The organism is Primorskyibacter sp. S187A, from assembly GCF_049800955.1.
Classification (GTDB): Bacteria; Pseudomonadota; Alphaproteobacteria; order Rhodobacterales; family Rhodobacteraceae; genus JAKVBH01.
The window spans coordinates 457,090-479,718 of the sequence record NZ_JBNAGA010000001.1 but is presented as its reverse complement, the minus strand read 5'-3'; the positions used below and the strand labels follow the sequence as shown (position 1 = coordinate 479,718).

The window sequence follows — 22,629 nt, the reverse complement described above, 5'->3', positions numbered from 1 at the left end:
CAGGACCTCAGATTACGCGCCCATCCAGCAAATCCGCCAGAATAGGATTCGGGAAGCGCCGTGAAATCGTGACCGCGTAGAACGTCTCACCGATATTGGGCATGCGGTCGACCTCGATGAGGCGCCCGTTGCTCAACTCGTCCTGCACGACAATGGGCGGCAGCACCGCAAGCCCCACCCCCTCACGCGCCAGCAGACGCATCATCGCCATGTCATCCACTTCCGCCGCAATCTGTGGCCTGAGCCCGAGGCTATGGGTCCAGGCATCAAAGCCGATCCGGATCCCGGTATCCGCCACAGGCAGGATCACCGGCTGGCTGGACAAAAGCGCCACCACGTCACGCGTCTCCGCCACGCGCTCTGGCGTGCCCACAAGGCTGACAGGTTGTTCGAAGAGCCTGTGCGAGACAAAAGCCGTAACCGCGTCGCGCGCGGGCGGCTGGTTGATCAGCACGACGTCGAGGTTGAGCGATTGCAAAGCCGTGAGCAGGTCCGCGCTTGTGCCCGAACGCATGACAATCTCAACGTCCTGCCGTCCGAGGATCGGGCGCAGAAATTCCATCTGAAAATTGCGTGACAGCGTCGCCAACGATCCAATGCGAATGGCCTGCCGGGTGCGCCCCTTGTCCTGCAACGTGCTGAGCAGCTCCTGCCCCGTCGAGAAGATCGCATCCGCATGATCAAGCGCAATGCGCCCCGCCTCGGTCAAAACAAGTTGCCGCCCCCGGCGCTCAAAAAGCGCGTGCCCCAGATAGGCTTCCAGCTGTTTGATCTGGGTGGAGACCGCCGATTGCGACAGGTTCAACCGCTCCGCCGTGCGCGTCAGGTTGCCTTCATGGGCCACAGCCCAGAAGTACCTCAGGTGATGGTAGTTGAACTCGCTCATTAATCCATCAAACAGATGGGTCGAGAAATAACAATCTTATTTTCGAAAGAATTGCTCGATCACCCGTCTGCGAAAAGCGGGGCCAGAGCCCTGTAGCTTGCGCGGAAGCGCTCCTGGCGGCGCAGCGATGTCTCCGAGCGGGCCGCAGGCTCAAACCAGGTCGTCACGTCGGGCATGGTGGCCAATCGGGTGTCATCCACCGCGCCTGCCCCGCGCGCGGCCAGCAGCGCCGCTCCCAGCGCCGGCCCGGCTTCCGCCCCATCTGCGCGGCCGAGTCGCCGCCCTGTGGCATCGGCAATCATCTGGAGAAGCGCGTCGCTCCGCGTACCGCCGCCGACGGCCAGCAGGTAGGGCGCGGCATCCAGGCTGCCGCCGAAACTGTCTGTGGCATCTGCCATGGAAAAGGCTACGGCTTCCATGACCGCATAGGCCATCTCCGCCCGCCCGGTGCTGTCCTCCAGGCCGATGAAGGCGCCGCGGATCGTCGGATCACCATGGGGGCTGCGCTCGCCGGTGAGATAGGGCAGACAGGTGGGTGCGCGGGCAATATTGGCCTCTTGCGCCGCTGTGACGACATCTCCGGCTTCACACCCCAGAACCTCCGCCATCCAGGCCAAGGGCCGCGCGCCATTGAGCAGGCAGGACATCTGGTAATGCCCGCCGGGCAGTGTATGGGCAAAGGCATGGACCATTTGCGCCGGGTTCGGGCGATGCGCGTCCGTACATAGGAAGGCCTGCCCCGATGTGCCCAACGAGATGAAGCCGCGCCCGGGCGCCACCGCACCAACCGAAACAGCGCCCGTGGCCGCATCACCTCCGCCCGCATAGATGGGAATGCCCGCAGGCAGACCAATCTGCGCCGCAGCCTCCGCGCGCAATTGGCCGACCTCGTCGGTTCCCGCATAGACCTTGGGCAACCAATCCATATCGGTGTCGCTGGCCGCACAGAGCGACGGATCCCAGTCGCCGGTCTGTGCATCAAGCCAGAGCGTGCCAGACCCGTCTGAGCGATCCGTCGCCAAGGCGCCGTGCAGCCACAGGCCGACGTAATCCTTGGGCAGAAGGATATGGCGCAACGCGGCATAGGTCTCGGGCTGGGCGCGTTTCAGCCACATGATCTTGGGCGCCGTGAAGCCGGGCATGGGCGGCACACCGGCGACCTGCGCGATCTGCGGTGCCCGCTCGCTCAGCGTGGCGCAATCGGCAGCAGAGCGGCTGTCATTCCACAAGATGCAAGGCCGTAGGATCTGGTGATCCGCGCCCAGAAGCGTGGCCCCGTGCATCTGGCCGGACAGGCCAATGCCTTTGATACCTGCAGGATCAATCTGCTGGGCCACATCGGCCACGGCCTGCGCTGTGGCGGTGATCCAGCTGCCGGGGTCCTGTTCCGACCAACCGGGATGGGGCGAGCTCACGGTCAGGCCGACACTGGCCTGTGCGCGTATATCCTCGCCGTCCCATGCAATGACCTTGACCGCCGATGTGCCCAAATCGATGCCTAGAAACATCTCATTCCTCCCGCTCCTGCGCCCCTAATTGAGCGCAAGCGCGCGCGCATCACAAGCCGATTGCGCGCGGGCCTATCGTACGAGGGTCTTGAGCAGGCCCCCCAGCGATGTCACGGCAAAGAGGGTCGCCGCCACACAGACGATCGTCGGGCCCGATGGCGTGTCAAACATCGCAGACAGCTGGATGCCGCCCACGGCGGACACGCCACCCAGACCAGCGGCAAGGAGGGCCATTTGTTCGGGCGTATTGGACAAGGACCGCGCCGCCGCCGCAGGGATCAGGAGCATGGCGCCAATCAACAGCGCCCCCACGACCTTGATCGCCACAGCCACGACCACCGCCAGCGCCAGCGTCAGGATCTGCGTCTCGCGGCGGGGATCGAGATCAGCTGCCATGGCCAGCTCTGGCGAGAGCGTTGCCGTCAAAAGCGCCTGCCAGCGCCACCACATCAGCCCCAGGACAATCAAGACCCCGCCCCAGATCACCGCGAGATCAAAACGGCCCACGGCCAGAATGTCGCCAAAGAGATAGGCCGAGAGATCCACCCGCACGCCCGAGAGAAGCGAGACCGCCACAAGCCCCACCGCGAGGGCCGCATGGGCCAGCACGCCCAGCACTGTATCCAGCGCAAACCGACGCTCGCTCAGCGATCCCACCATCAGCCCCATGGCCAAGGCCACGGCCAGCACGCCCACAAAGAGGTTCATCGACAGCGCCAGCGAGAGCGCCACGCCCAGGATCGCGGCATGGGCGGTGGCATCACCGAAATAAGCCATCCGGCGCCAGACCACGAGGCACCCCAGCGGCGCCGCCGCAATGGCCACGCCCAGCCCCGCGAGGGCCGCGCGCACCATGAAATCATCGAGCCAGCTCATTCCGCGGGCTCCTTGAGCGCGGCGGGTTTGGCGTGAAGATGGTCATGGTCGTGATCGCAGGCATCGTGGTTGTGATCATGCTCGTGGCGGTAAAGCGCCAGCGCGCCGCCCGTGCCCGTCCCGAAGAGCGCACGGTATTCGTCCGCTTGCGCCACCTGCTCCGGCGCGCCCTCACAGCAGACATGGCCGTTGAGGCAGATCACACGATCCGAGGCCGCCATCACCACATGCAATTCATGGCTTACCATCAAAACCGCGCAGCCAAGGCGCTGGCGGAGATCTTCGATCAGGCGGTAAAAGGCAGCAGAGCCGGGCTGATCGAGCCCCTGTGTGGCCTCATCCAGAATGAGCAAGTCGGGATCAGACAACAGCGCGCGGGCCAGAAGCACCCGCTGGAACTGCCCGCCCGAGAGCGCGGACATCTGCTGACGCGCAAGCCCTGTCGCGCCGGCCTGACGCAAGGCGACTTCCGCGTCTTCTGCGCTGACGCGGCGCGGCAGATCGAGAAAGCGGCGCACCGTCATGGGCAGGGTCGGGTCAATCGAGAGCTTCTGCGGCACATAGCCGATGCGGAGCCCCTGCGCGCGCGAAACCTGCCCGCGAGACGGCACGAGCGCCCCGATCACGGCGCGCAGAAAGGTCGATTTTCCGGAGCCATTGGGCCCGACGATCGTAACGATCTCACCCCGCTCTATGGCGAAATTCACATCGCGCAGGACCGCGACGGCGCCGTGGCTCACTGTCATGTTCTGCAACTCGACAAGGCTCATCACTGCGCCTCACCCTGACAATTGGGACAGGTGCCCGTGGCCTCAACAACCGTCCGGTCTATCGCAAATCCCGCGGCATCCGCCATCGACCTGAGCGCACCGGGCGGCACATCGGCACTGGCTTCAGCCACATGCTCGCATTGGGTGCAGATCAAAAAGGCTGGCAAGTGGTCCTCGCCGGGATGCGCGCAGGCTACGAAGGCCGACAACCGTTCGATCTTGTGCGCAAAGCCTTGCGCCACAAGGAAATCCAGGGCGCGGTAGGCGACAGGCGGCTGCGCAGAGAGGCCATCTGCGCGCAGGATATCGAGGATCTCATAGGCCCCCATGGCGCGATGTTGTTCGAGCAAGATCTCCAACACCCGACGGCGCGTGGGCGTCAGCTGCACCCCGGCCTCCGCGCAATGGCGCGTTGCCTTGTCAATCGCATCGGAAATGCAGGTTGAATGGTCGTGTGGGGAAAATCCCAGGCTGTCCATGGGCCCTCCGCCTTGGTTCAGGTCTCTTTTGGGGTTGATATGATATAAAGTAACACTCTACAAGAGGCGAAAATGTTACAACATAACAAGGATACCCGATGCGCCTCCCTTTGTTTGCTTCGCTGATCGCCACTGGTCAGATCGTCACAGGTCAAATTGCGTATGCAGAACCGCCGCGCGTGGTGGCGGATATCCTGCCGCTACACTCCATGGCCGCGGCCGTAACCAAGGGCGTGTCCACGCCGGAGTTTCTGCTGCCGCCGGGGGCGGATCCCCATGGCTATGCCTTGCGGCCGTCAGAAGCGCGCGCGTTGAGCAATGCGGATGTTGTGCTGTGGGTCGGGCCTGTATTGACGCCATGGCTGGAGCAACCCCTCGATAATCTGGCGACAAACGCCGCGCGCCTGACCGCACAGGAGATGGCCGGTATCGAGCTGTTGCCTATGCGTGCGCTGGAAGATTTCGGCACTGGCGACGGGCATGATCACGACGCGCACGACCATGCCAAACACGATGAGCATGACCACGACGATCATGACCATGCCAAGCACGATGAGCATGACCACGACGACCACGATCATGCCAAACATGAAGAGCATGACCACGACGACCACGATCACGCCAAGCATGAAGAACATGACCATGACGAGCACGATCACGCCAAGCATGACGCGCATCACGGCCACAACCACGGCCCCGAAGATGCGCATCTCTGGCTCGATCCGGCCAATGCCGTCATCATCGCCACTGCGCTCGCGGATCATCTCGCAAAAATTGATCCGGACAATGCGGCCACGTACCAATCCAACGCTGAAGCGTTTGCGGCCACGCTTGCGACCAAATCAGAGATGCTACGTGACGCCGCAGAGCCTCTGAGGGACGTGGCCTTCCTCGTGGACCACGACAGCTACCGCTATATCGAAGACGCCTTCGGGCTGACCCCGGCAGGCACGCTCAGCCTTGCCACGGGCGCGCCTGCCAGCCCCTCGCATCTGCAAGAATTGACGGTGGTTCTGGCGGAGACATCGATCACCTGCCTGTTCCTCGATCCCGCCAGCAATACGCAGCGCGCAGATACATTCCTGCCCGCAACGCTGACCCGGGTTTCACTGGATCCGCTGGGCAGCACGCTCACCCCGGGTCCGGAGCTTTATGGCGACCTGCTCACATCCGTGGCGGAGGCCTACGCGGGCTGCGCTTCCTGAGGCTAGGGAATGATCTCGAACCGGGTGACATCAACCATGCCCCGGTCCGTGATCTTCAGCGCCGGGATGACCGGCAAAGCCACGAAGGCCAGTTGCAAAAACGGCTCTTCCAGCGTGACACCCAGATCGCGGGCCGCCTTTCGGAGCGCAAGAAGGCGCAGGCGCACGGCCTCAAAAGGTTCGTCAGACATCAGCCCCGCCAAGGGCAGCGGCAGCTCTGCGCGCACCTGCCCGCCCTGCGCCACGACAAAGCCCCCCTCGATCTCGCTCAACCGGTTTACCGCAGCAGCCAGATCTTCGTACTCCGCACCGATGGCCACGATGTTGTGGTGATCATGGGCGACCGTGGCGGCGATGGCGCCTCTTTGCAGGCCAAAACCGCGTACGAACCCGGTCGCGATATTGCCGTTCTTTCCGTGCCGCTCGATGACAGCGACGCGCGCGAGATCCCGGGACGGATCGGGCCGCTTGTCTCCGGCCTCGGGCATGACCTGTTCGCGCAGGTGTTCGGTGATGATCTTGCCCGGAAGGATACCGATGACATCGGTCTCCGCCCGGTTGGCCGCATGGCGGAAACTGTCGGCGCGAACCCTCGGGGCCTTGACCGATGCGCGTCCCACCGGAGGCACATGGGCCCGCGCGGCAAACGCCTCGGCATCGGCCAGACGCCCTGCGGTGAGGACCAATTGCGCGCGCGCGCTCTCCAAACTGTCCAGCGCCACGACATCGGCGCGTTTGCCCGGCGCGATCTGGCCCCGATCCTTGAGCCCGAAGGCTTCCGCGGCCGAGAGCGAGGCGGCGCGATAGACCGCCAGAGGCGTAACGCCCTTGGCGATCAGCCGTCGGATCATGGAATCGAGATGGCCCTCCTCGGCAATGTCGAGCGGATTGCGATCATCGGTACACAGGCACATGTAGGCGCTGGTGGTCTCACTCAAAAGCGGCGCAAGCGCGTCGAGGTCCTTGGAGACAGAGCCCTCACGGATCAGGACACGCATGCCTTTTTGCAGCTTCTCGCGCGCCTCATCAGCGGTGGTCGCTTCATGCTCGGTGCGGATGCCAGCAGTCACATAGGCGTTGAGATCCTTGCCGGACAGGAGCGGGCAATGCCCGTCGATATGCCCCCCCTCGAACAGGCGCAGCTTGGCCATGGCGTCCGGGTCTCGGTGGATCACACCGGGGTAATTCATGAATTCCGCAAGGCCAATGGCGGACGGATGGCCCATCAGGGCGGCGATGTCCTGTGCGTTCAGCGTGGCGCCGGAGGTTTCCATATCAGTCGAGGGCACGCAGGAGGAAAGCTGGACGCGAATGTCCATCAACGTATGCTCCGAGGCCTGCTGAAAGTAGCGGATGCCCGCCGCCCCGATGACATTGGCAATCTCATGGGGATCGCAGATCGCGGTCGTGACGCCCAGCGGTGTGACGCAGCGGTCAAATTCAAAAGGCGTGATGCAGGAGCTCTCGATATGCAGATGCGTGTCGATAAAGCCTGGCACCAGCGTCAGCCCCGAGACGTCGATGACGCGCTGCGCCTCATATGTCGCGCCAATGCCAACGATCGTATCGCCGCAGATCGCGACATCGCCGGGGATCAGCGCGCCAGTGACAACGCAGAAGACCTGCCCCCCACGCAGCACAAGATCCGCCGATACATCGCCCCGGGCCTGCGCAATTCGGGTTTCCAGATCAGCCATGGCCTCGCCTCCTGTGACGCCCTGTTCTCCGGCCCATGTCACGCGATGGCGCGGGCCAGGTCAACACGGGGGGTGTAAAACTGCGCAGCACACCAAACAGGCGTCAGCTCTGGGCACTGGCATCCTTGGTAAAGGGCACGCAGCCCGGCAGGCCTGCGGGCAAGACCAGGAGCGCTCCCGCCGCATAGAGGCGCGCGGCAAATCCCGGCTCCTCGCTCTGTAATGTGATGCCATGGGGGCGATAATACGCGATACGCGCATCCTCGGGCAGCGCGCGGACAAACTCCCGACTCGGATAGAGCACGACATAAGCCGGCGCCACGTCGGAGAACCGCGCCACAAGGCTCAACACCGCAAGCCAGCCCACAAGCACAAAAGGCACGGCAATCGCCACGGTTCGCAGCAGCCTGCCCGCGCTCGGATCGTCGCGCCCTTTGGTTTCAGTAGTCATGCACATGCTCCAATGTGAGCCCTTGAGCGGCCATATTGCGCAGCGTCTCCCCCAGATCGGACACTTTGAGCAGGATCAGATGCCTGTAGTCTCCGTACCCCTGCCGCGCGAAGCTGGCCAGCGCGCCGGGGTGCGTGGGTGATGAAGACGTTGCGGTCAAAAGGATATCGTCATTGCCCGCAATGTCCACAAATGCGGCCCCGGCGGAGGCCCAATCCGCCAGATAGCCCGTCAACTGGCGATAGCGCGGGGTCTCGATCTCGAGGCCGTCGGCGCGCGCGGCAATGATTTGCACATCGTCTTGCGCCGTCAGCACCTCCTGAGTGACGCCCGAGACAATCATCCGCAGGCGCAGCGCATCCGCGCCCGTGGCCGCGACGGCGGAGGCGATCACCTCGGCATAGGCGGCCTTGGCGCCGTATTCGAGCCCCAGAGCGATGCGGCGCTCCCGGTCCCGCAGAGCATTTGTGGCCGCCGCATCCAGCGCGGCGCGGTCGGCGCGGAAGTCCCATCTGTACCAGGGGATCTGCTGCAGGAAGGCCGCATAGCCCCGCGCCTGCTCTGCGGAAAGCGCATCCAGGGGCGCGCGCGTGGCCCCCCGCATCATCGCAAAGAGACGGCCAATAGTTTCCTCATAAGCGGCTTTGGCGAGAAGCTCTGCTGTGAAAGAGACGCCAATGACATAGACCATCTGTTTGGTTTGCCCGTCGACACCACCGTGGGAGGCAGACGCCTCGGTCAGCGCGCAGGTGGTCGTCCAGAAGCTGGCAATGGCTTGCAGGAAGCCAAAGTGATGAGGATCCCCGTTGGAAATGACCTCTGCGTAGTCGTCATAGGCATGCACGATGTGCCATTCCGGATAGGTCATCAACGTGCGGGCCTCGGACCGCCGATGCTCGGCAGGCAAAGGCGATGTGTAGGCCCGGCCTGCGTCGGCCCCACGGCACGCGAGCTCCACGTAGCCCACGGGCGCCAACAGCCCGAGGACCAGCACAAGCAGCCCCAGCAGGCCGCGCTTGAACCACCGCCAGATCATGTCCGCGCGCGCAGACCCGCCACAAGCGCGATCCCGCCCAGACCCAGATGCGGGACATTGGCCAGAATGCGCGGCAGCGACAGATCAAACCCGAGACTGTCATGGGTGAAGATGCCCAGATCGAGAAAACCGTAGCCTGTGAAAATACCAAACACGCCATCAGCCAGATAGGCCGCGCCAAACAGGATCAGAAAGGTCCGCGCCGCGCGGTGCGAGACCAGCGCGGCGCCCAGCGCCCAAAGCGCCGAGGCCACATGCAGCGCATCGTCATAGAGGTCGAGCGCAAAGATGCCAAAGGCCAGCCCGTTCTCATTGGTCAGACCCGGGATATAGTTCAGCGAGGCGGCGATCATAAGCGCCACGAAATAGCCAATGCAGAGTTTTTGAAGTCCGGTCATAGCGCGCTCATATACATGTCCCAAAGGTGGTTGCGGAAGAGAAGGCCGGGATCGACCTCGCGTTTTTGCTGCGCGAAGGCGCTGGCGCGCGTGTATGTGCGCAGAAACTGGCCGCGCGTAGCATGCGGGCGATAGGGCAGATAATAGGCCCCGCCAATCGCCGAGATGCGCGCGATGAGGGCCTGCGTCATGCGTGCCATATCCGCCTCGGCCCGGGCGGTTTTTTCCTGACTGAAGCTCATGACAGCGGCAATGCGCGGCGTTGTGGCGTAAGACAGAAGGCTCTCCGCGTCACGGTCCACAAAGCGCAGCGTGACATTGAGAAAGCTCTGGTAGCTCGCAGGGATCACCTCGCGGCAGGCCTCGAGGAAGTCCGCGAACCGGTCAAATGGCACGAAGTATTCATGCAGGATATCCGTGCGGCCCGGGTCATTGTCCGCCAGCGTCACCACAGGCTCATTGATCAGCGAATTGCGCGTTGTGGCGCCGCCAGCGATGCGCGGCGCGAGATCGGCTTCAAACCACCAGCGCGCGCGCTTGATCCGTTCGCGGCCAAGCTGCGCGCGGTAGATGTGGCGCGCCATATGCGACATGCTGCCCGATCCTTGCGCGGCGGGCAGATCCTCCTGATCCTGCGTCGCGCGGTAGGTCACGAGAAGGGCATCCTGCAGGAAGTTCGCGCGGTCCACGTTGAGCCGCCCGTAGGCCATATTGACTTCGCTGTCGCGGACCGCCTGCGCGAAGGCCCGGGCGAAGGCTTCGGCCGGCATGGTCTCGAAAGTGGGCACGAGGCGCTGGTTGGGCACGGCATCGACCACCATGTCGATGATGGCGCCCGTCAGACCGTAGCCGCCCTGTGTCAGGTTGAAGAGATCGACATTCTCGGACCGCGAGCAATTGACCACGTCTCCCGAGGGCAGGAGCAGCCGGAACGCGCGCACCGTCGCGCCCATTGGCCCATAGGGGACGGGCCAGCCATGGGCGTTGACACAGAACGTCGCCGCGACGCCAAAATCGTTGTTGGATTGCATCACGGCTGGTGACAGACCTGCGGGATCCAGCGCATCAATCACCTGTGACCAGCGCGCGCCCGCGTGGCAGCGATAGGTCCCGGCATCGGCATCAATCTCGACCAGACCATTGTCGAATGTAATGGCGTGGCCCTCCCGTGGAATGGCCTGCGCGCCCATGGAGTGCCGCGCGGCACCGACATTCACAGGACGCCCCTCCGCCGCGGCCTCCTTCATCTCCGCGCGCAACCGGGTGATGAGCGTGGTGTCGGGGTTTTCCGACAGGATCACATGGCGGTGAACCGGCGTGGCGGACAGCTCGGAGGCATCATTGAGGATCTGCTCGCCCGTAGTCTCGCCCGTGCTTTGCGCCAATGCGCGCGTGCCATCGGTGGATGGCAGGTTCTGGTCCCACCTGTTGGCCGCCAGCGCCCCGATCCAGGCCCCGCCTCCAAGCAAAGCTGCCCTGCGCGTCAGTTTCAGCATCGTTCTTTCCTGCCTCTCGCGTCGTATCACAGAGCTATGCACCATAAGTGCGCCCCACGAGTAGGGAAAACCTGACCTTGTTTGCGCAAACGGGACCTTTTGGCCGCATTGCATGCAACAGCACTTCGCGCTTTACCTCGCGCAACAAGTGTCGAGGAGGGACGTGATATGGGGTTTTCGGAGGTTTACGCATCGTGGAAAGCTGATCCGGAGCAGTTCTGGATGGACGCGGCTGAGGCCATTGACTGGGAGCAAAAGCCATCGCGCGCTCTGTTTGACAAGGGAGAGCATCTCTACGAGTGGTTTGCCGATGGCAGGGTCAACACCTGTTGGAACGCGGTGGACCGTCATGTGGAGGCCGGGCGCGGCGATCAGATTGCCATCATCCACGACAGCCCCATCACACATTCCAAACATGAGCTGAGCTACGCCGAGCTGCGCGACCGTGTCGCCTCACTTGCGGGCGCGCTGCGCGCCAAAGGCGTCGAGAAAGGGGACAGGGTCATCATCTATATGCCCATGGTGCCCGAAGCGCTGGAGGCGATGCTGGCCTGTGCGCGTCTGGGCGCAATCCACTCGGTTGTCTTTGGCGGCTTTGCTTCCAATGAGCTGGCCGTGCGGATCGATGATGCCAAGCCAAAGGCCATTATCGCGGCCTCTTGCGGGCTCGAACCGGGCCGGACCGTGCATTACAAACCGCTGATCGATGGCGCGATTGAGCTGGCCACTCACAAGCCCGACTTCTGCGTTATCTTCCAGCGCGAACAGGAAGTGGCCCAGCTCATCGATGGGCGCGACTATGACTGGCATGGCTTTCAGGCAGGCGTTGCACCGGCAGACTGTGTGCCCGTGGAGGGCAACCACCCGGCCTACATCCTCTACACCTCCGGCACCACAGGCGCGCCCAAGGGCGTTGTGCGCCATACAGCCGGGCATCTCGTGGCGCTCAACTGGACGATGAAGAACATCTACAACGTCGATCCCGGAGAGGTCTTCTGGGCGGCCTCCGATGTGGGCTGGGTCGTGGGGCACAGCTACATCTGTTACGCCCCGCTGATCACGGGCAACACGACGATTGTCTTTGAGGGCAAGCCCGTGGGCACGCCGGATGCAGGCACGTTCTGGCGCGTCATCGCGGAGCATGATGTGAAGTCTTTCTTCACCGCACCCACTGCATTCCGCGCTGTCAAACGCGAAGATCCGAAGGGCGAGTTCGTCAAGAAATATGATCTCAGCGGGCTGCGCGCGGTCTTTCTCGCGGGCGAGCGCGCCGATCCGGACACGATCGAATGGGCGCAGGATCAACTCGGCGTGCCGGTGATCGACCACTGGTGGCAAACCGAGACCGGCTATGCCATCGCCGCCAACCCGCTGGGGATCGAGGCGCTGCCCGTCAAGATCGGCTCGCCCTCTGTGGCCATGCCCGGTTATGACGTGCAGATCCTCGATGAAGGCGGGCACCCCATGCCCCCCGGCGAGCTGGGCGCGATTGCCGTCAAACTCCCCCTGCCCCCCGGCACGCTGCCAACGTTGTGGAACGCGGAGGAGCGCTTCAAAAAGAGCTATCTGACGACCTTCCCCGGCTATTACGAGACCGGCGATGCGGGCATGATCGATGAGGACGGGTATCTCTACATCATGGCGCGCACCGATGACGTCATCAATGTTGCGGGGCACAGGCTGTCCACGGGCGGCATGGAAGAGGTCCTCGCGGGGCATCCGGACGTTGCCGAATGCGCGGTCATCGGCGTCACGGATCAGTTGAAAGGCCAGCTGCCCGTGGGCTTTTTGTGCCTCAATGCGGGCTGCAACAAACCCCATGCGGAGGTCGTCTCCGAGGTGGTCAAACTGGTGCGCGAAAAGATCGGGCCCGTCGCCGCGTTCAAACTCGCGGTCGTTGTGGACCGCCTGCCCAAGACACGCTCCGGCAAAATTCTGCGCGGGACCATGGTCTCCATTGCCGACAGCACGCCTTACAAGATGCCCGCGACGATTGATGATCCCGTGATCCTCGACGAGATCAAGCAGGCCCTGCAGAGCATCGGCTACGCAAAATAAACGCACCTGAACGACCTTTGTGAAATAGACATGCCCCGCAGCTCTTCTGCGGGGTTTTGTCATCCCCGGTCTCTGAGAACTGCGGCTGTCGATCCCGGGCCGGCGCGCTAAGTCGATCCCCATGAGACTTCTTTTTTGCCTCGCGCTGAGCACAGGTGCCGCCATGGCCGACCCGATTACCCAATTCGATTGGCGCTATTTTTCCGATCAAGTCATGGGCGGCGTCTCTGAAGGACAAGCCGAGATCACGAACGATGCGCTGCGTCTGACGGGTCGCGTCAGTACGGCCAACAATGGCGGCTTCATTCAGGCGCGCGCTGACACCGGGCCGTTTTCCGAAAGCAGCACCGGATTGCGCCTGCAAGTCCGCGGGGACGGTCAGCAGTACTTCATTCACCTGCGCACCCGCGCAACGCGCCTGCCCTGGCAATATTATCAAGCCACATTTGCAAGCACCCGTGAATGGCAGGAGATCACGCTTCTCTGGAGCGATTTTACCGCCTCCGGGCCACTTTTGCCGCGCCTGCCTGCGCCCGAGAGCATCCGATCTGTGGCGCTTGTGGCGTATGGGCGGGACCATGATGCAAATGTCTCTCTGCGCGCCTTTGCCGCAATTCCCTGAGTTTTCCACTTTACAATCAACGCGCCACCCCATAGCGCTAGGGGCGCACGACGTGCCAAGCTATCGATACCTGTCTTCCCTTACCGGCGACTGATGCTCTCGATTATGCACCACTGCCGATACGGTCGCATTTTGCGGACCGAAAATAATGAAGGAGATACGGGATGGCCGAAGGCACCGTAAAATGGTTCAACACCGATAAAGGTTATGGCTTCATCGCACCGGAAGGTGGCGGCAAGGACGTGTTTGTTCACATCCGTGCGCTGCAGCGGTCCGGGCTGGAGAGCCTCGCGGACAATCAAAAAGTGACCTACGAGCTGGAAACCGGCCGTGACGGTCGCGAAAGCGCGGGCAATATCGAGCTCGCGTAAGTCACTGGGACAGTGATACTTTTGAAGGCGCCTGCAGCTTGCTGTGGGCGCTTTTTTCTTGTGCCACAGGGATTTTTGGCGAAGCGGCCCTCCGGGGGGAGTTTTTCGGGCAAGATGAAGGGGATGTGTTGCGCTTGCTCTGTCTGATCGGGCGCATTGGTGACGTGGTGGTGAGGGTTTTCATGCGAAAGCCTTGCGCGATCGATCCGCCGGGCAGACAACCGCCCGGTGCTGGCAAGACAGGAGATTTGCGACCCCATATGTCGCGCGGGCAGATGTTCGCGGGGGTTTCGCAGCCAAGGCAGCACACGCAGGCCCAGCGCCCGCGTGGCACTCTCCGCAGTTCGGCGGCGCCGCTTCTTGCTTCACATGACACGCGAAAGAGCCCACCCCGCCCGTGCCCCACACGTGGCGGGCCACTGGGCGTGGCGTTAGACGAATTGTTCGCGGATCAAGCGCTCTTCCAGCCCGTGTTCGGGATCGAAGAGGATGCGATGGGCGATACTGGGTTCGGACTGGATGTCCACAGTGAGCACATTGGTGACGGAGCGCGAATCCGCCTCCGCCATGACAGGGCGCTTCTCCGGATCGAGCACCTCAAAACGAACCCGGGCGGTATTTGGCAGCAGCGCGCCGCGCCATCGGCGCGGACGGAAGGCCGCCATGGCGGTCAGCGCAAGAACGTCCGAGCCGATGGGCAAGATGGGACCGTGCGCGGAGAAGTTATAGGCCGTTGATCCCGCCGGCGTCGCCACAAGCGCGCCGTCACAGACAAGCTCGGCCATGCGGACCTTGCCGTCGACCGAAATCCTCAGTCGGGCGGCCTGAGGCCCCGCGCGCAGCAGCGACACCTCGTTGATCGCCAAGGCATGATGCGCCCCGCCTTCTGCCGTTTTGGCATGCATGGACAACGGGTTGATCACTTCTTCCACCGCAGCTTCGAGCCGCTCAGGCAGGTTGGCCTCGGAATACTCGTTCATCAAGAAGCCAACGGTCCCGCGGTTCATCCCGTAGACAGGCGCCGGATTGGACTGCGTGCCATGCAAGGTCTGGAGCATGAAACCATCTCCGCCCAGGGCCACGATCACATCCGCCCCCTCCGCCGCATGATCGCCATAGCGGGCCGACAGGGCCGCCTTGGCGGATTGCGCCAGAGGCGTCTGGGAGGCCGCAAATGCGATGCGTAGGGTCATGTTGGCGGGACGTTTCCGAAGGGCTACAAGGTTGGATTGAAACAATCACAAACCGCCGATGAGCACCAGCCGTGACGCGCGTAATTCGGCAATCGTCGCTTTCAAGTCTTTTCGATACGCTCAAAACTGGATAATCACGCGCAATATTGTTCCACGCTGCCCGAGGGAGACCGCCTTATGAATGCCCCACATCGTGATACTGGCTTCTTCACGAAGTCACTCGCCGAGACCGATCCGGAAATTGCCAAGGCAATGGATCTCGAGCTGGGCCGCCAGCGCGACGAGATTGAGCTGATCGCGTCGGAAAACATCGTCTCCACTGCCGTCATGGAAGCCCAGGGCGGTGTGATGACCAACAAATACGCCGAAGGCTATCCCGGGCGGCGCTACTACGGTGGCTGCCAGTTTGTGGATATCGCCGAGAACCTCGCCATTGAACGGGCCTGCAAGCTCTTCGGATGCGATTTTGCCAATGTGCAGCCAAATTCCGGCAGCCAGGCCAACCAGGGTGTCTTTACAGCGTTGCTGCAACCCGGCGACACGATCCTTGGCATGAGCCTTGATGCCGGCGGGCACCTGACCCATGGCGCCAGGCCAAATCAGTCGGGCAAGTGGTTCAATGCCATCCAGTACGGGGTGCGCAAAGAAGACAATCTGCTCGATTATGATCAGGTGCAGGCTCTGGCCACAGAACACCAGCCGAAGCTGATCATCGCAGGCGGCTCCGCCATCCCGCGTCAGATCGACTTTGCCAAGATGCGTGAGATTGCCGACAGCGTTGGCGCCTACCTGCACGTGGATATGGCCCACTTCGCGGGCCTCGTGGCCGCGGGTGAGCATCCCTCGCCCTTCCCCCATGCCCATGTCGCGACAACCACGACGCACAAGACCTTGCGCGGTCCGCGGGGTGGCATGATCCTGACCAATGACGAGGCGCTGGCCAAGAAGTTCAACTCCGCCATCTTCCCCGGCATTCAAGGCGGGCCCCTGATGCATGTCATCGCGGGCAAGGCCGTGGCCTTTGGCGAAGCATTGCAGCCCGATTTCAAGACCTACATCCAGAACGTCATCAAGAATGCGCAGGCCCTCTCGGATCAGCTCATCAAAGGCGGGCTGGACACGATCACCCATGGCACAGATACCCATGTCGTCCTTGTGGATCTGCGCCCCAAAGGGGTGAAGGGCAATGCAACCGAAAAAGCGCTCGGCCGCGCGCATATCACCTGCAACAAGAACGGCGTGCCGTTTGATCCCGAGAAACCGATGGTCACCTCGGGTATCCGCCTGGGCTCGCCCGCGGGCACAACGCGTGGCTTTGGCGAACAGGAATTCCGCCAGATCGCGGACTGGATTCTCGAAGTCGTCGATGGTCTGGCGGCCAATGGCGAGGAAGGTAATGCGGCCGTTGAGGCCAAGGTGAAAGCGGAAGTCGAGGCACTCTGCGCACGTTTCCCGATTTATCCGAACCTCTGAACCCACTCCAGAAACCTGCAAATGGGCGTCCCACCGGGGCGCCCATTTACATTTTGGCGACGGAAAATGTCTGCGGCTGCGTTCTATTCTCAGGATGCAACGCGGAGAGTTTTGATGACACGCACCTTCAATCCCCCGATCTGGGTAACAGCCTTGGTTATTGCTCTGGGTGTTTTCGGACAGGCCACAACACCTGCGCACAGCCTCACCATTTGCGCGCTATAGCGCTTCACGAAAAACCTGGATCACGAAAACACTGCCAATCACCTGCCTGCTCGTGATTTTCCTGATGCGCGATGTATCAGGCTTCCATCGAAGTGCTTCAGAGATACCCTCGCGCGCGTAGCACGAAGACGGTCAGGCCGAAAAGCACCAGCAAGTTGAAGGCATTGCTGCCCAACCAGCCCAAGATGGCGTCCCGGCGGCGGTCTTTGGGGTCGATGGGGGCAAGGTAGGCCACAATCCGATCTTCGGCCTGTGACAGCGTCTCGAGGTTGACTTGCCGGGAAAGCTTCGGATGGCCCACGAAATCCACCGCATGCGCCAGAACCTGAATGTCATTGCGCACCGCGCGCGGCACGCGGCGCCCCAGCTTCGTGACCTGCCGCTTGAGATCAGGCCCACGAACGCCCAGTTTCTCCTCGATCAAAGCCGACACCCGCGCCGCCTTGGCCTCTATCACCTGACTTTCGTTCATAGCGCTCTCTTACGCGGCAGCGGCAGCAGGCTCAAGACAACCCGCCGCATCCGCGAGCCCGGGCCGGGTCTGGCCCCGCGTGGCGCACTGCGCTAAGCAGCGGTCATGTTGAACATCATCGAACATGGCAGCGCAAGCGGCGTGCCGCTTCTCATCGTGCACGGGCTCTATGGCTCGGCCCGTAATTGGGGGGTGATCGCAAAGCGGCTCGCGGACCAACGGCATGTCATCGCCGTGGATCTGCGCAATCATGGCGAGAGCGATTGGGCCGCGCCGCACACCTACCCCGCCATGGCGGAGGATCTGCGCGCGGTTGTCCAGCATTTCGGCGGCCGCGCCGACATGATCGGGCATTCCATGGGCGGCAAAGCGGCCATGGTCCTGGCCTTGCAGACCCCACAGATGCTGCGCCGCCTCGTCGTCGCCGATATTGCGCCAGTGGCGTACAGCCATAGCCAGATGCAATACATCGACGCGATGCGCGCGGTAGACCTCGCCCGCGTCACGAAACGCGCCGATGCAATGGCCCAACTCGCAGATCACGTCGACGACCCCGTCCTTCAGAGCTTTTTCACGCAGTCTCTGGACGTCGCGGGCAAGCGCTGGCGGCTCAATCTGGATCAACTGGCGCAGAACATGGCCGATATCCTGTCTTTTCCGGAGGTTTCGGGCCAGTTCGCCAATCCGACCCTGTTTCTCACCGGCGCGCAATCGGAGTATGTTCTGCCCGAACATCGCCCCACCATCCGCGCGCTGTTCCCAAAAGCCCGGTTCGCCAAACTGCAAGGGGCGGGGCACTGGCTGCACGCGGAAAAACCGCGTGAATTCGAGGCATCGGTGCGCGCCTTCCTTGCGGCAAGCGACGATTGATTTCAAAATCTCAAAAGTGAAGGCAGGCTGCGCAATCGCCGATTCAATCCAGTACGCGCAATGCGCCTTTCAGCCAGGGCATGGCCGTTTCACCGGGAATAATGACCTGCTCCTGCATCAATTGCCGCACAGCTGAGCCCACATCGCGCGGCACATCGTCAGACCAGTCTTCTGCCGCGAAGAGCGACAGCGTGCGCGAGAACGGTGCTGTAGGCAGAGGATGCGCCGCAAGCGTGTCATGCATGCGCGCCGCCCGCATGTAGCCTGCCGCTGTCGTCAACGCCCAGCCCGCGCCGCGTGCCACCAGCGCCATGAGGGCCAGATGCGCGCCGATCTCGAAGCGTGATGGCGGCATCAACTGCTCTCTGGCAAAATGCGCAGCGATCTGGCGCGCGATCAATTGCTCTGCGTCATAGCGGATAAACGGCAGATCTTCGGTGATCCGCCCTGTATCCGCGCCCGCATCGCGCGGCGCCACAAGCACAAAGGGATCCGACATGAGGGGATATTCCCGCACGTTTTCAATGTGATCTCCCGTGCTGGCCGCGACGCCCGCGTGCAGGTTGCGCGCCGAGACAGCGTCAAGAATGCCGTAGCTGGAGCCCGTGATCAGCTTGACGGTACACCGCGTGAGGCTTTCCGCGAGCAGCGTGGCCAGCCGCGGGGTGACGTCATTGTCGAAATCATCAATCATGCCCAGATTGAGCAAGCTGATGTCACTGAGATCCATCACCACCAGCTCTGATTGCGCCAGCCGCAACTCTCGCAGGACCGCCTGTGTGCGCTCGTGATAGGAGCGGCCCGCCGGTGTCAGCTGCATGGGGCGGCGGGTGTGATCCAGCAGATCGGTGCCCAGCGCGCTTTCAAGGTTTTTCATCTGTTGGCTGACGGCCGGTTGGCTGAGCCCGGTCATGCGCGCGGCTTGGGCGACCGAGCCCGTTTGGGCCAGCGCATCAAAGACCTCCAGCCCGCGCAATGTCACACCTTTGGGCAGCATGCCCGCCTCCCTGACGTTTCACCTGTCATGAAACGCGGACGGCGCGAATACAATCTCTTTTTGGATTTACTTAATTGAGCAACCCGCGATGGGATCAGCCGCACATGGCCTGCGCGCGCGCGCCAAACCGCTTGTAGCGCTCCCAGAAGCGCTCATGCGAGGGCCTGTCGGATTGTCGGATTTCCTGCGCCCGATGGGGGTCACGGAAAAATCCGGCGGCCAGACGCTGATCCGCGCGCGACAGATCGCGGTCAGCGGCTGCCTGAATGCAGCGACACAGCCGCGCATTGGCCGCCGGTCTGTCCGCTTTGAGGCAGGCCCGCGAGATCGGCCCGGCATGGAGATCACCGGGGAAGATCGAAATCATCAACCCTGCGCACAGGGCCATCGTCATAGGTCGGATCATAGCTGCCTCGCCACTTTGCGCGGTCTTTGGGCTTGAGCCTCTGATTACACCGCACAGCTTCCTCGCCCTCAAAATGGGACAAGTGCCCGCGCTTTTCAATTCACGACTTGGACAAAGCCAGTTTGAGGCGCTCCAGAAGGATATCTTCGCTCACCCCATGATCCCGGGCGAGGCGCTTCAGGCCAAAGTGCACAGCCGCCATTTCCTGATAATAGGAGGTATAGGCGTAGTTTGTGGCCGCACCCGCGGCGGCCCCCAAAACGGGCACAGCCTGCGCGGCGAGTTTTTGCCCAAAGACAGTCGCAAGGCGCGGCGCGATCCGGGCGATCAGGCCCTGAACGGTCGAGCCTGTGAGCGTTACCCGTGCCGCGAGAAACGCCATATTGGCCCCGTCATCCTGCTCCAGCGGACCGGCGGCTGCGAACACATGCAAGCATTCCAGACGCACCGCTTCCTCTGCCGGGTCAAACCCGTTTTCCTCTGCAATGCCCTGGATCGTGCGCAGCAGGATCGTCGTGGTCACCGGCAACTCGGTCAGCGCCGAGGGCAAGCCGCCAAAGCCGCCGGCAGCGCCCATGGCCGTCGTAACCGCGCGGTTCAGCCAAGGCGCGGCATCGGGAATGCGGGTGCGGGAGTGTTGGGCTGTCTCCAGGGCCACATGCAACGCGCGCTCGGTTGCGCCCTCCAGCCCGGATTTGACAGGATCCGGCAGGCGCTCGAGCAGGTTTTCCGCCTGCCCGCCCAGCATATTGAGAACTTGCAGACCGACCCCGCCCGCCTTCGCATACCGCGCGGCCAGGCTCTGCAGCTCCGCGTCAGCCTCCTTCGAGATCAGGTCAGTTGGTGTCATGGTCAACGCAATTCCTCGGCTGCACTAAATGTTATGCAGATTTACATTTGTGTGCAGGACCGTTTTTTCAAGCCCGCAGGCAGCGCATGCCCCCAGGTAGGCCGCTAAAGCGTGCCGTAGCCTTCCTGGATCATCTCCGCCAGACGCGCCACTGGAGTGTCCGGTGAGCGGCCGAGGCCATAGAGGTTGATCTTATGAAGATCGAGCTCGGGTAAATCTGAGGCCGTGATCTCCGCCAATTGCGGTGGCGCTGTGCCATCAAGCAAGGCCGTCACCCCCAGATCAGCGCTGGTTGTGGCCTCAATCGTGCGGTCACTGTCCGTGTCTACGGCGTTTTCCCAAGGGATGCCCGCCGCCTCAAGCCGCGCGATCACGCCGGGGCGAAAACCGCAGACCCGGCCCATGGCCAGTTGCAGGGGTCTGTGCTTGTGGGCTTGCCCCTGCGGCGCGCCAAACCAGCGCAAGGGAATTTCCGTCAGCGTCTGAACCTGCGCATCAAGGCTGGCCTCGGCCCCGGTCTCTGTGGTCAGCATCAGGGCGAGCTGGCCGGCGGCGAATTGTCTCTTGAGTTTCGTCGTGTAGGTCGTGCTCATTTGAACCCTTACACGCGGCATCTCTGCGCTGAACCGTTGCAAAACGCGCGGGATCACAGGGTAGACGATATCATGGGGCACACCGAGCGTGATTTCGCCCGCATAATCCTGATGTGTCAGCCGCGCAAACGCCTCGTCATTGAGACTGACCATGCGTCGCGCATACCCAAGAAGCTGTTCGCCCGCACTTGTCAGAGCGACGCCCCGACCGGTTCTGTCGAGCAGTTCCAGCCCCATCAGCTCCTCAAGCCGCTTGAGCTGCATCGACACAGCTGATTGCGTGAGGTTCAGAAACCCCGCCGCGCGGGTCACGCCTCCGCATTGCGCCACGGCCACGAAGGAGCGGAGTACGGTCACGTCCAGATTTCTCATCACATTTCCTGATATATAATTTCAAAAACATTCGTTTTCAAAATATCCCGCCACGATGCATATATCAAGCATCGAAATACAAACCCGCGCTTTCATCAGGATTGCACCAATGACCTTCGTTCTTGAACAGACCCGCCCCGCCTCGATCCGCCGCTTCCCGCGTTTGAGCGACATGTTGGCGCTCGCCCGCCAGCGCCGCGACCTCAGCCGTCTGGATGACGCGCAATTGCGCGATATGGGCCTGTCTCGCAGCGATGCGGCCTCGGAAGCAAATCGCCCTGCGTGGGACGTCCCGTCCCATTGGACGCGCTGATCCCTGTAGAGTTTGGCAGCAGTTCCTGACAATTTGCGTCAAAATCTACATCTGCCGCACCGGTTTTCCTTGAAAACGGGGCCATGACTGCCAATATCTCATCCAAACCCTCTGTGGTGGGGGTGAGATTGCAGCTTGGAGGACCTGATGGCTGAGTATAATTCGATCAGATCGGCAACGGGCGCGCGCGCTGGCGCCGCTCAGATTGATGAGGGCCTGCGCGCCCACATGAACAAAGTCTATGCAACCATGTCGATTGGCATGTTGCTGACGTTCGCCGTGGCTTGGGCGGTGGGCACAAGCCCCGCTCTGCTGAGCGTCTTCCGTGACCCGGTCACGCTTTCGCCAAACATTCTGGGCTGGATCGTGATGTTTGCCCCCTTGGCCATGGTGTTTGGCTTTGGTGCCGCGATCAACCGGCTTTCCGCCGCGGGAGCGCAGACGTTCTTTTATGTCTTCGCATCCGTGATGGGCCTGTCCCTCGCGTGGATTTTCGTCGCGTTCACTGGCTTCTCGATTGCGCAAGTCTTCCTCGTGACGTCGATCGCCTTCGCAGGTCTGTCCCTCTGGGGCTACACAACCAAGAAGGACATCTCCGGCTGGGGTTCTTTCCTGATCATGGGTGTGATCGGTCTGGTCGTTGCGTCGATCATCAACATTTTCCTGGGGTCACCCGCGATCATGTTTGCGATCTCCGTGCTGGGTGTGCTGATCTTTGCAGGCCTCACAGCGTATGACACGCAGAACATCAAGAACACCTACCTGGCCCATGCCCATCATGGGGATCAGGAGTGGATGGCGAAATCCGGGATCATGGGCGCCCTGTCGCTCTACCTGAACTTCATCAACATGTTCATGATGCTCCTGCAACTTTTTGGCCAACGCGAGTAATCCCGCGTCACAGCCTTGAGACACGGCCCCGTCGCGACCTTCGCGGCGGGGTTTTTCTTTTGGGCGCGGCAGGACCTCTGCATGGAACTCTTCCTCCTGCTCACGCATTATCGACTTGGGA

At 62.4% G+C, this 22,629-nt stretch carries 24 protein-coding genes; 8 read left to right on the top strand and 16 right to left on the bottom strand.

Annotation, left to right across the window (positions count from 1 at the left end; all coding sequences use genetic code 11):
- Window positions 1-7: 7 nt before the first annotated feature.
- The 5 genes from ACP15S_RS02460 to ACP15S_RS02440 all read right to left on the bottom strand — a co-directional run bounded on the left by ACP15S_RS02460 (window position 8) and on the right by ACP15S_RS02440 (window position 4,519).
- Complete coding sequence (locus ACP15S_RS02460) at window positions 8-886, bottom strand: LysR family transcriptional regulator (protein ID WP_425037991.1); 879 nt, start codon at window positions 884-886, stop codon at window positions 8-10.
- Between the two features lie 59 nt (window positions 887-945).
- Complete coding sequence (gene xylB, locus ACP15S_RS02455; RefSeq protein ID WP_425037990.1) at window positions 946-2,394, bottom strand: xylulokinase; 1,449 nt, start codon at window positions 2,392-2,394, stop codon at window positions 946-948.
- A 72-nt stretch (window positions 2,395-2,466) separates the two neighbouring features.
- Window positions 2,467-3,270 carry a metal ABC transporter permease gene (locus tag ACP15S_RS02450; protein WP_425037989.1) on the bottom strand — a complete coding sequence of 268 codons (804 nt, stop codon included), beginning with the start codon at window positions 3,268-3,270 and terminating at the stop codon, window positions 2,467-2,469.
- Window positions 3,267-4,040 carry a metal ABC transporter ATP-binding protein gene (locus ACP15S_RS02445; protein ID WP_425037988.1) on the bottom strand — a complete coding sequence of 258 codons (774 nt, stop codon included), beginning with the start codon at window positions 4,038-4,040 and terminating at the stop codon, window positions 3,267-3,269. Before ACP15S_RS02445 ends, ACP15S_RS02450 begins: the two co-directional genes overlap by 4 nt.
- Window positions 4,040-4,519 (bottom strand): Fur family transcriptional regulator, encoded by a 480-nt coding sequence (locus ACP15S_RS02440; RefSeq protein ID WP_425037987.1) that lies wholly within the window; start codon window positions 4,517-4,519, stop codon window positions 4,040-4,042. Before ACP15S_RS02440 ends, ACP15S_RS02445 begins: the two co-directional genes overlap by 1 nt.
- Before the next feature lie 98 nt (window positions 4,520-4,617).
- Between ACP15S_RS02440 and ACP15S_RS02435 the strand changes: the two genes are divergently transcribed.
- The gene (locus ACP15S_RS02435) at window positions 4,618-5,724 is read left to right on the top strand and encodes a zinc ABC transporter substrate-binding protein (protein ID WP_425037986.1); all 1,107 of its coding nucleotides are present in this window, start codon (window positions 4,618-4,620) and stop codon (window positions 5,722-5,724) included.
- Between the two features lie 2 nt (window positions 5,725-5,726).
- On the opposite strand, the gene ade is transcribed toward ACP15S_RS02435, so the two are convergent.
- The 5 genes from ade to ACP15S_RS02410 all read right to left on the bottom strand — a co-directional run bounded on the left by ade (window position 5,727) and on the right by ACP15S_RS02410 (window position 10,802).
- Window positions 5,727-7,421 (bottom strand): adenine deaminase, encoded by a 1,695-nt coding sequence (gene ade, locus ACP15S_RS02430; protein ID WP_425037985.1) that lies wholly within the window; start codon window positions 7,419-7,421, stop codon window positions 5,727-5,729.
- 103 nt (window positions 7,422-7,524) lie between these two features.
- Window positions 7,525-7,872, bottom strand: a complete 348-nt coding sequence (locus ACP15S_RS02425) for a hypothetical protein (protein WP_425037984.1) — start codon at window positions 7,870-7,872, stop codon at window positions 7,525-7,527.
- A complete protein-coding gene (locus ACP15S_RS02420) occupies window positions 7,862-8,908 on the bottom strand; it encodes a hypothetical protein (RefSeq protein WP_425037983.1) in 1,047 nt (348 codons plus the stop codon). The genes ACP15S_RS02425 and ACP15S_RS02420 overlap by 11 nt, the downstream gene beginning before the upstream one ends.
- Window positions 8,905-9,306, bottom strand: coding sequence for a hypothetical protein (locus ACP15S_RS02415; protein WP_425037982.1), 402 nt, complete (start codon window positions 9,304-9,306; stop codon window positions 8,905-8,907). The genes ACP15S_RS02420 and ACP15S_RS02415 overlap by 4 nt, the downstream gene beginning before the upstream one ends.
- Window positions 9,303-10,802, bottom strand: a complete 1,500-nt coding sequence (locus tag ACP15S_RS02410; protein WP_425037981.1) for an FAD-binding oxidoreductase — start codon at window positions 10,800-10,802, stop codon at window positions 9,303-9,305. Before ACP15S_RS02410 ends, ACP15S_RS02415 begins: the two co-directional genes overlap by 4 nt.
- 168 nt (window positions 10,803-10,970) lie before the next feature.
- On the opposite strand from ACP15S_RS02410, the gene prpE reads away from it, so the two are divergent.
- The 3 genes from prpE (at window position 10,971) to ACP15S_RS02395 (ending at window position 13,853) form a co-directional block, all read left to right on the top strand.
- Entirely contained in the window at window positions 10,971-12,860 is a 1,890-nt protein-coding gene (prpE, locus tag ACP15S_RS02405; protein WP_425037980.1) for a propionate-CoA ligase PrpE, read from the top strand.
- Between the two features lie 121 nt (window positions 12,861-12,981).
- Complete coding sequence (locus tag ACP15S_RS02400) at window positions 12,982-13,482, top strand: CIA30 family protein (RefSeq protein WP_425037979.1); 501 nt, start codon at window positions 12,982-12,984, stop codon at window positions 13,480-13,482.
- 164 nt (window positions 13,483-13,646) lie between these two features.
- Window positions 13,647-13,853 (top strand): cold-shock protein, encoded by a 207-nt coding sequence (locus ACP15S_RS02395; RefSeq protein WP_425037978.1) that lies wholly within the window; start codon window positions 13,647-13,649, stop codon window positions 13,851-13,853.
- A gap of 431 nt (window positions 13,854-14,284) precedes the next feature.
- On the opposite strand, the gene ACP15S_RS02390 is transcribed toward ACP15S_RS02395, so the two are convergent.
- Window positions 14,285-15,046, bottom strand: a complete 762-nt coding sequence (locus ACP15S_RS02390) for an NAD kinase (RefSeq protein WP_425037977.1) — start codon at window positions 15,044-15,046, stop codon at window positions 14,285-14,287.
- 177 nt (window positions 15,047-15,223) lie between these two features.
- On the opposite strand from ACP15S_RS02390, the gene glyA reads away from it, so the two are divergent.
- On the top strand, window positions 15,224-16,519 hold the full coding sequence (gene glyA / locus ACP15S_RS02385) for a serine hydroxymethyltransferase (RefSeq protein ID WP_425037976.1): 1,296 nt from the start codon (window positions 15,224-15,226) through the stop codon (window positions 16,517-16,519).
- 322 nt (window positions 16,520-16,841) lie between these two features.
- Here glyA and ACP15S_RS02380 read toward each other — a convergent pair whose 3' ends face one another.
- Window positions 16,842-17,216 carry a hypothetical protein gene (locus ACP15S_RS02380; RefSeq protein ID WP_425037975.1) on the bottom strand — a complete coding sequence of 125 codons (375 nt, stop codon included), beginning with the start codon at window positions 17,214-17,216 and terminating at the stop codon, window positions 16,842-16,844.
- A gap of 105 nt (window positions 17,217-17,321) precedes the next feature.
- Here ACP15S_RS02380 and ACP15S_RS02375 point away from each other — a divergent pair, with 105 nt between their 5' ends.
- Window positions 17,322-18,086, top strand: a complete 765-nt coding sequence (locus ACP15S_RS02375; RefSeq protein WP_425037974.1) for an alpha/beta fold hydrolase — start codon at window positions 17,322-17,324, stop codon at window positions 18,084-18,086.
- 43 nt (window positions 18,087-18,129) lie between these two features.
- On the opposite strand, the gene ACP15S_RS02370 is transcribed toward ACP15S_RS02375, so the two are convergent.
- The 4 genes from ACP15S_RS02370 to ACP15S_RS02355 form a co-directional block, all read right to left on the bottom strand.
- Window positions 18,130-19,083, bottom strand: a complete 954-nt coding sequence (locus tag ACP15S_RS02370; RefSeq protein WP_425037973.1) for a LysR family transcriptional regulator — start codon at window positions 19,081-19,083, stop codon at window positions 18,130-18,132.
- Window positions 19,084-19,177: 94 nt separating this feature from the next.
- Window positions 19,178-19,489 (bottom strand): hypothetical protein, encoded by a 312-nt coding sequence (locus ACP15S_RS02365; RefSeq protein ID WP_425037972.1) that lies wholly within the window; start codon window positions 19,487-19,489, stop codon window positions 19,178-19,180.
- Window positions 19,490-19,589: 100 nt separating this feature from the next.
- The gene (locus ACP15S_RS02360) at window positions 19,590-20,339 is read right to left on the bottom strand and encodes an EcsC family protein (protein ID WP_425037971.1); all 750 of its coding nucleotides are present in this window, start codon (window positions 20,337-20,339) and stop codon (window positions 19,590-19,592) included.
- 104 nt (window positions 20,340-20,443) lie between these two features.
- Window positions 20,444-21,304, bottom strand: coding sequence for a LysR family transcriptional regulator (locus ACP15S_RS02355; protein WP_425037970.1), 861 nt, complete (start codon window positions 21,302-21,304; stop codon window positions 20,444-20,446).
- A gap of 109 nt (window positions 21,305-21,413) precedes the next feature.
- On the opposite strand from ACP15S_RS02355, the gene ACP15S_RS02350 reads away from it, so the two are divergent.
- Together ACP15S_RS02350 and ACP15S_RS02345 are read left to right on the top strand one after the other, a co-directional pair.
- Complete coding sequence (locus tag ACP15S_RS02350) at window positions 21,414-21,617, top strand: DUF1127 domain-containing protein (RefSeq protein WP_425037969.1); 204 nt, start codon at window positions 21,414-21,416, stop codon at window positions 21,615-21,617.
- 147 nt (window positions 21,618-21,764) lie between these two features.
- Complete coding sequence (locus tag ACP15S_RS02345) at window positions 21,765-22,508, top strand: Bax inhibitor-1/YccA family protein (protein WP_425037968.1); 744 nt, start codon at window positions 21,765-21,767, stop codon at window positions 22,506-22,508.
- Window positions 22,509-22,629 lie beyond the last annotated feature (121 nt).

Excerpts from the sequence above, each read along its gene's own strand:
- ACP15S_RS02435 (WP_425037986.1), top strand. The coding sequence starts at position 4,618 with ATGCGCCTCCCTTTGTTTGCTTCGCTGATCGCCACTGGTCAGATCGTC.
- ACP15S_RS02345 (WP_425037968.1), top strand. The coding sequence starts at position 21,765 with ATGGCTGAGTATAATTCGATCAGATCGGCAACGGGCGCGCGCGCTGGC.
- ACP15S_RS02365 (WP_425037972.1), bottom strand. The coding sequence starts at position 19,489 with ATGATCCGACCTATGACGATGGCCCTGTGCGCAGGGTTGATGATTTCG.
- ACP15S_RS02380 (WP_425037975.1), bottom strand. The coding sequence starts at position 17,216 with ATGAACGAAAGTCAGGTGATAGAGGCCAAGGCGGCGCGGGTGTCGGCT.
- prpE (WP_425037980.1), top strand. The coding sequence starts at position 10,971 with ATGGGGTTTTCGGAGGTTTACGCATCGTGGAAAGCTGATCCGGAGCAG.
- ACP15S_RS02350 (WP_425037969.1), top strand. The coding sequence starts at position 21,414 with ATGACCTTCGTTCTTGAACAGACCCGCCCCGCCTCGATCCGCCGCTTC.
- glyA (WP_425037976.1), top strand. The coding sequence starts at position 15,224 with ATGAATGCCCCACATCGTGATACTGGCTTCTTCACGAAGTCACTCGCC.
- ACP15S_RS02425 (WP_425037984.1), bottom strand. The coding sequence starts at position 7,872 with ATGACTACTGAAACCAAAGGGCGCGACGATCCGAGCGCGGGCAGGCTG.
- ACP15S_RS02460 (WP_425037991.1), bottom strand. The coding sequence starts at position 886 with ATGAGCGAGTTCAACTACCATCACCTGAGGTACTTCTGGGCTGTGGCC.
- ACP15S_RS02370 (WP_425037973.1), bottom strand. The coding sequence starts at position 19,083 with ATGCTGCCCAAAGGTGTGACATTGCGCGGGCTGGAGGTCTTTGATGCG.
- xylB (WP_425037990.1), bottom strand. The coding sequence starts at position 2,394 with ATGTTTCTAGGCATCGATTTGGGCACATCGGCGGTCAAGGTCATTGCA.
- ACP15S_RS02395 (WP_425037978.1), top strand. The coding sequence starts at position 13,647 with ATGGCCGAAGGCACCGTAAAATGGTTCAACACCGATAAAGGTTATGGC.
- ACP15S_RS02360 (WP_425037971.1), bottom strand. The coding sequence starts at position 20,339 with ATGACACCAACTGACCTGATCTCGAAGGAGGCTGACGCGGAGCTGCAG.
- ACP15S_RS02420 (WP_425037983.1), bottom strand. The coding sequence starts at position 8,908 with ATGATCTGGCGGTGGTTCAAGCGCGGCCTGCTGGGGCTGCTTGTGCTG.
- ACP15S_RS02415 (WP_425037982.1), bottom strand. The coding sequence starts at position 9,306 with ATGACCGGACTTCAAAAACTCTGCATTGGCTATTTCGTGGCGCTTATG.
- ACP15S_RS02400 (WP_425037979.1), top strand. The coding sequence starts at position 12,982 with ATGAGACTTCTTTTTTGCCTCGCGCTGAGCACAGGTGCCGCCATGGCC.
- ACP15S_RS02390 (WP_425037977.1), bottom strand. The coding sequence starts at position 15,046 with ATGACCCTACGCATCGCATTTGCGGCCTCCCAGACGCCTCTGGCGCAA.
- ade (WP_425037985.1), bottom strand. The coding sequence starts at position 7,421 with ATGGCTGATCTGGAAACCCGAATTGCGCAGGCCCGGGGCGATGTATCG.
- ACP15S_RS02445 (WP_425037988.1), bottom strand. The coding sequence starts at position 4,040 with ATGAGCCTTGTCGAGTTGCAGAACATGACAGTGAGCCACGGCGCCGTC.
- ACP15S_RS02440 (WP_425037987.1), bottom strand. The coding sequence starts at position 4,519 with ATGGACAGCCTGGGATTTTCCCCACACGACCATTCAACCTGCATTTCC.
- ACP15S_RS02355 (WP_425037970.1), bottom strand. The coding sequence starts at position 21,304 with ATGAGAAATCTGGACGTGACCGTACTCCGCTCCTTCGTGGCCGTGGCG.
- ACP15S_RS02375 (WP_425037974.1), top strand. The coding sequence starts at position 17,322 with ATGTTGAACATCATCGAACATGGCAGCGCAAGCGGCGTGCCGCTTCTC.
- ACP15S_RS02450 (WP_425037989.1), bottom strand. The coding sequence starts at position 3,270 with ATGAGCTGGCTCGATGATTTCATGGTGCGCGCGGCCCTCGCGGGGCTG.
- ACP15S_RS02410 (WP_425037981.1), bottom strand. The coding sequence starts at position 10,802 with ATGCTGAAACTGACGCGCAGGGCAGCTTTGCTTGGAGGCGGGGCCTGG.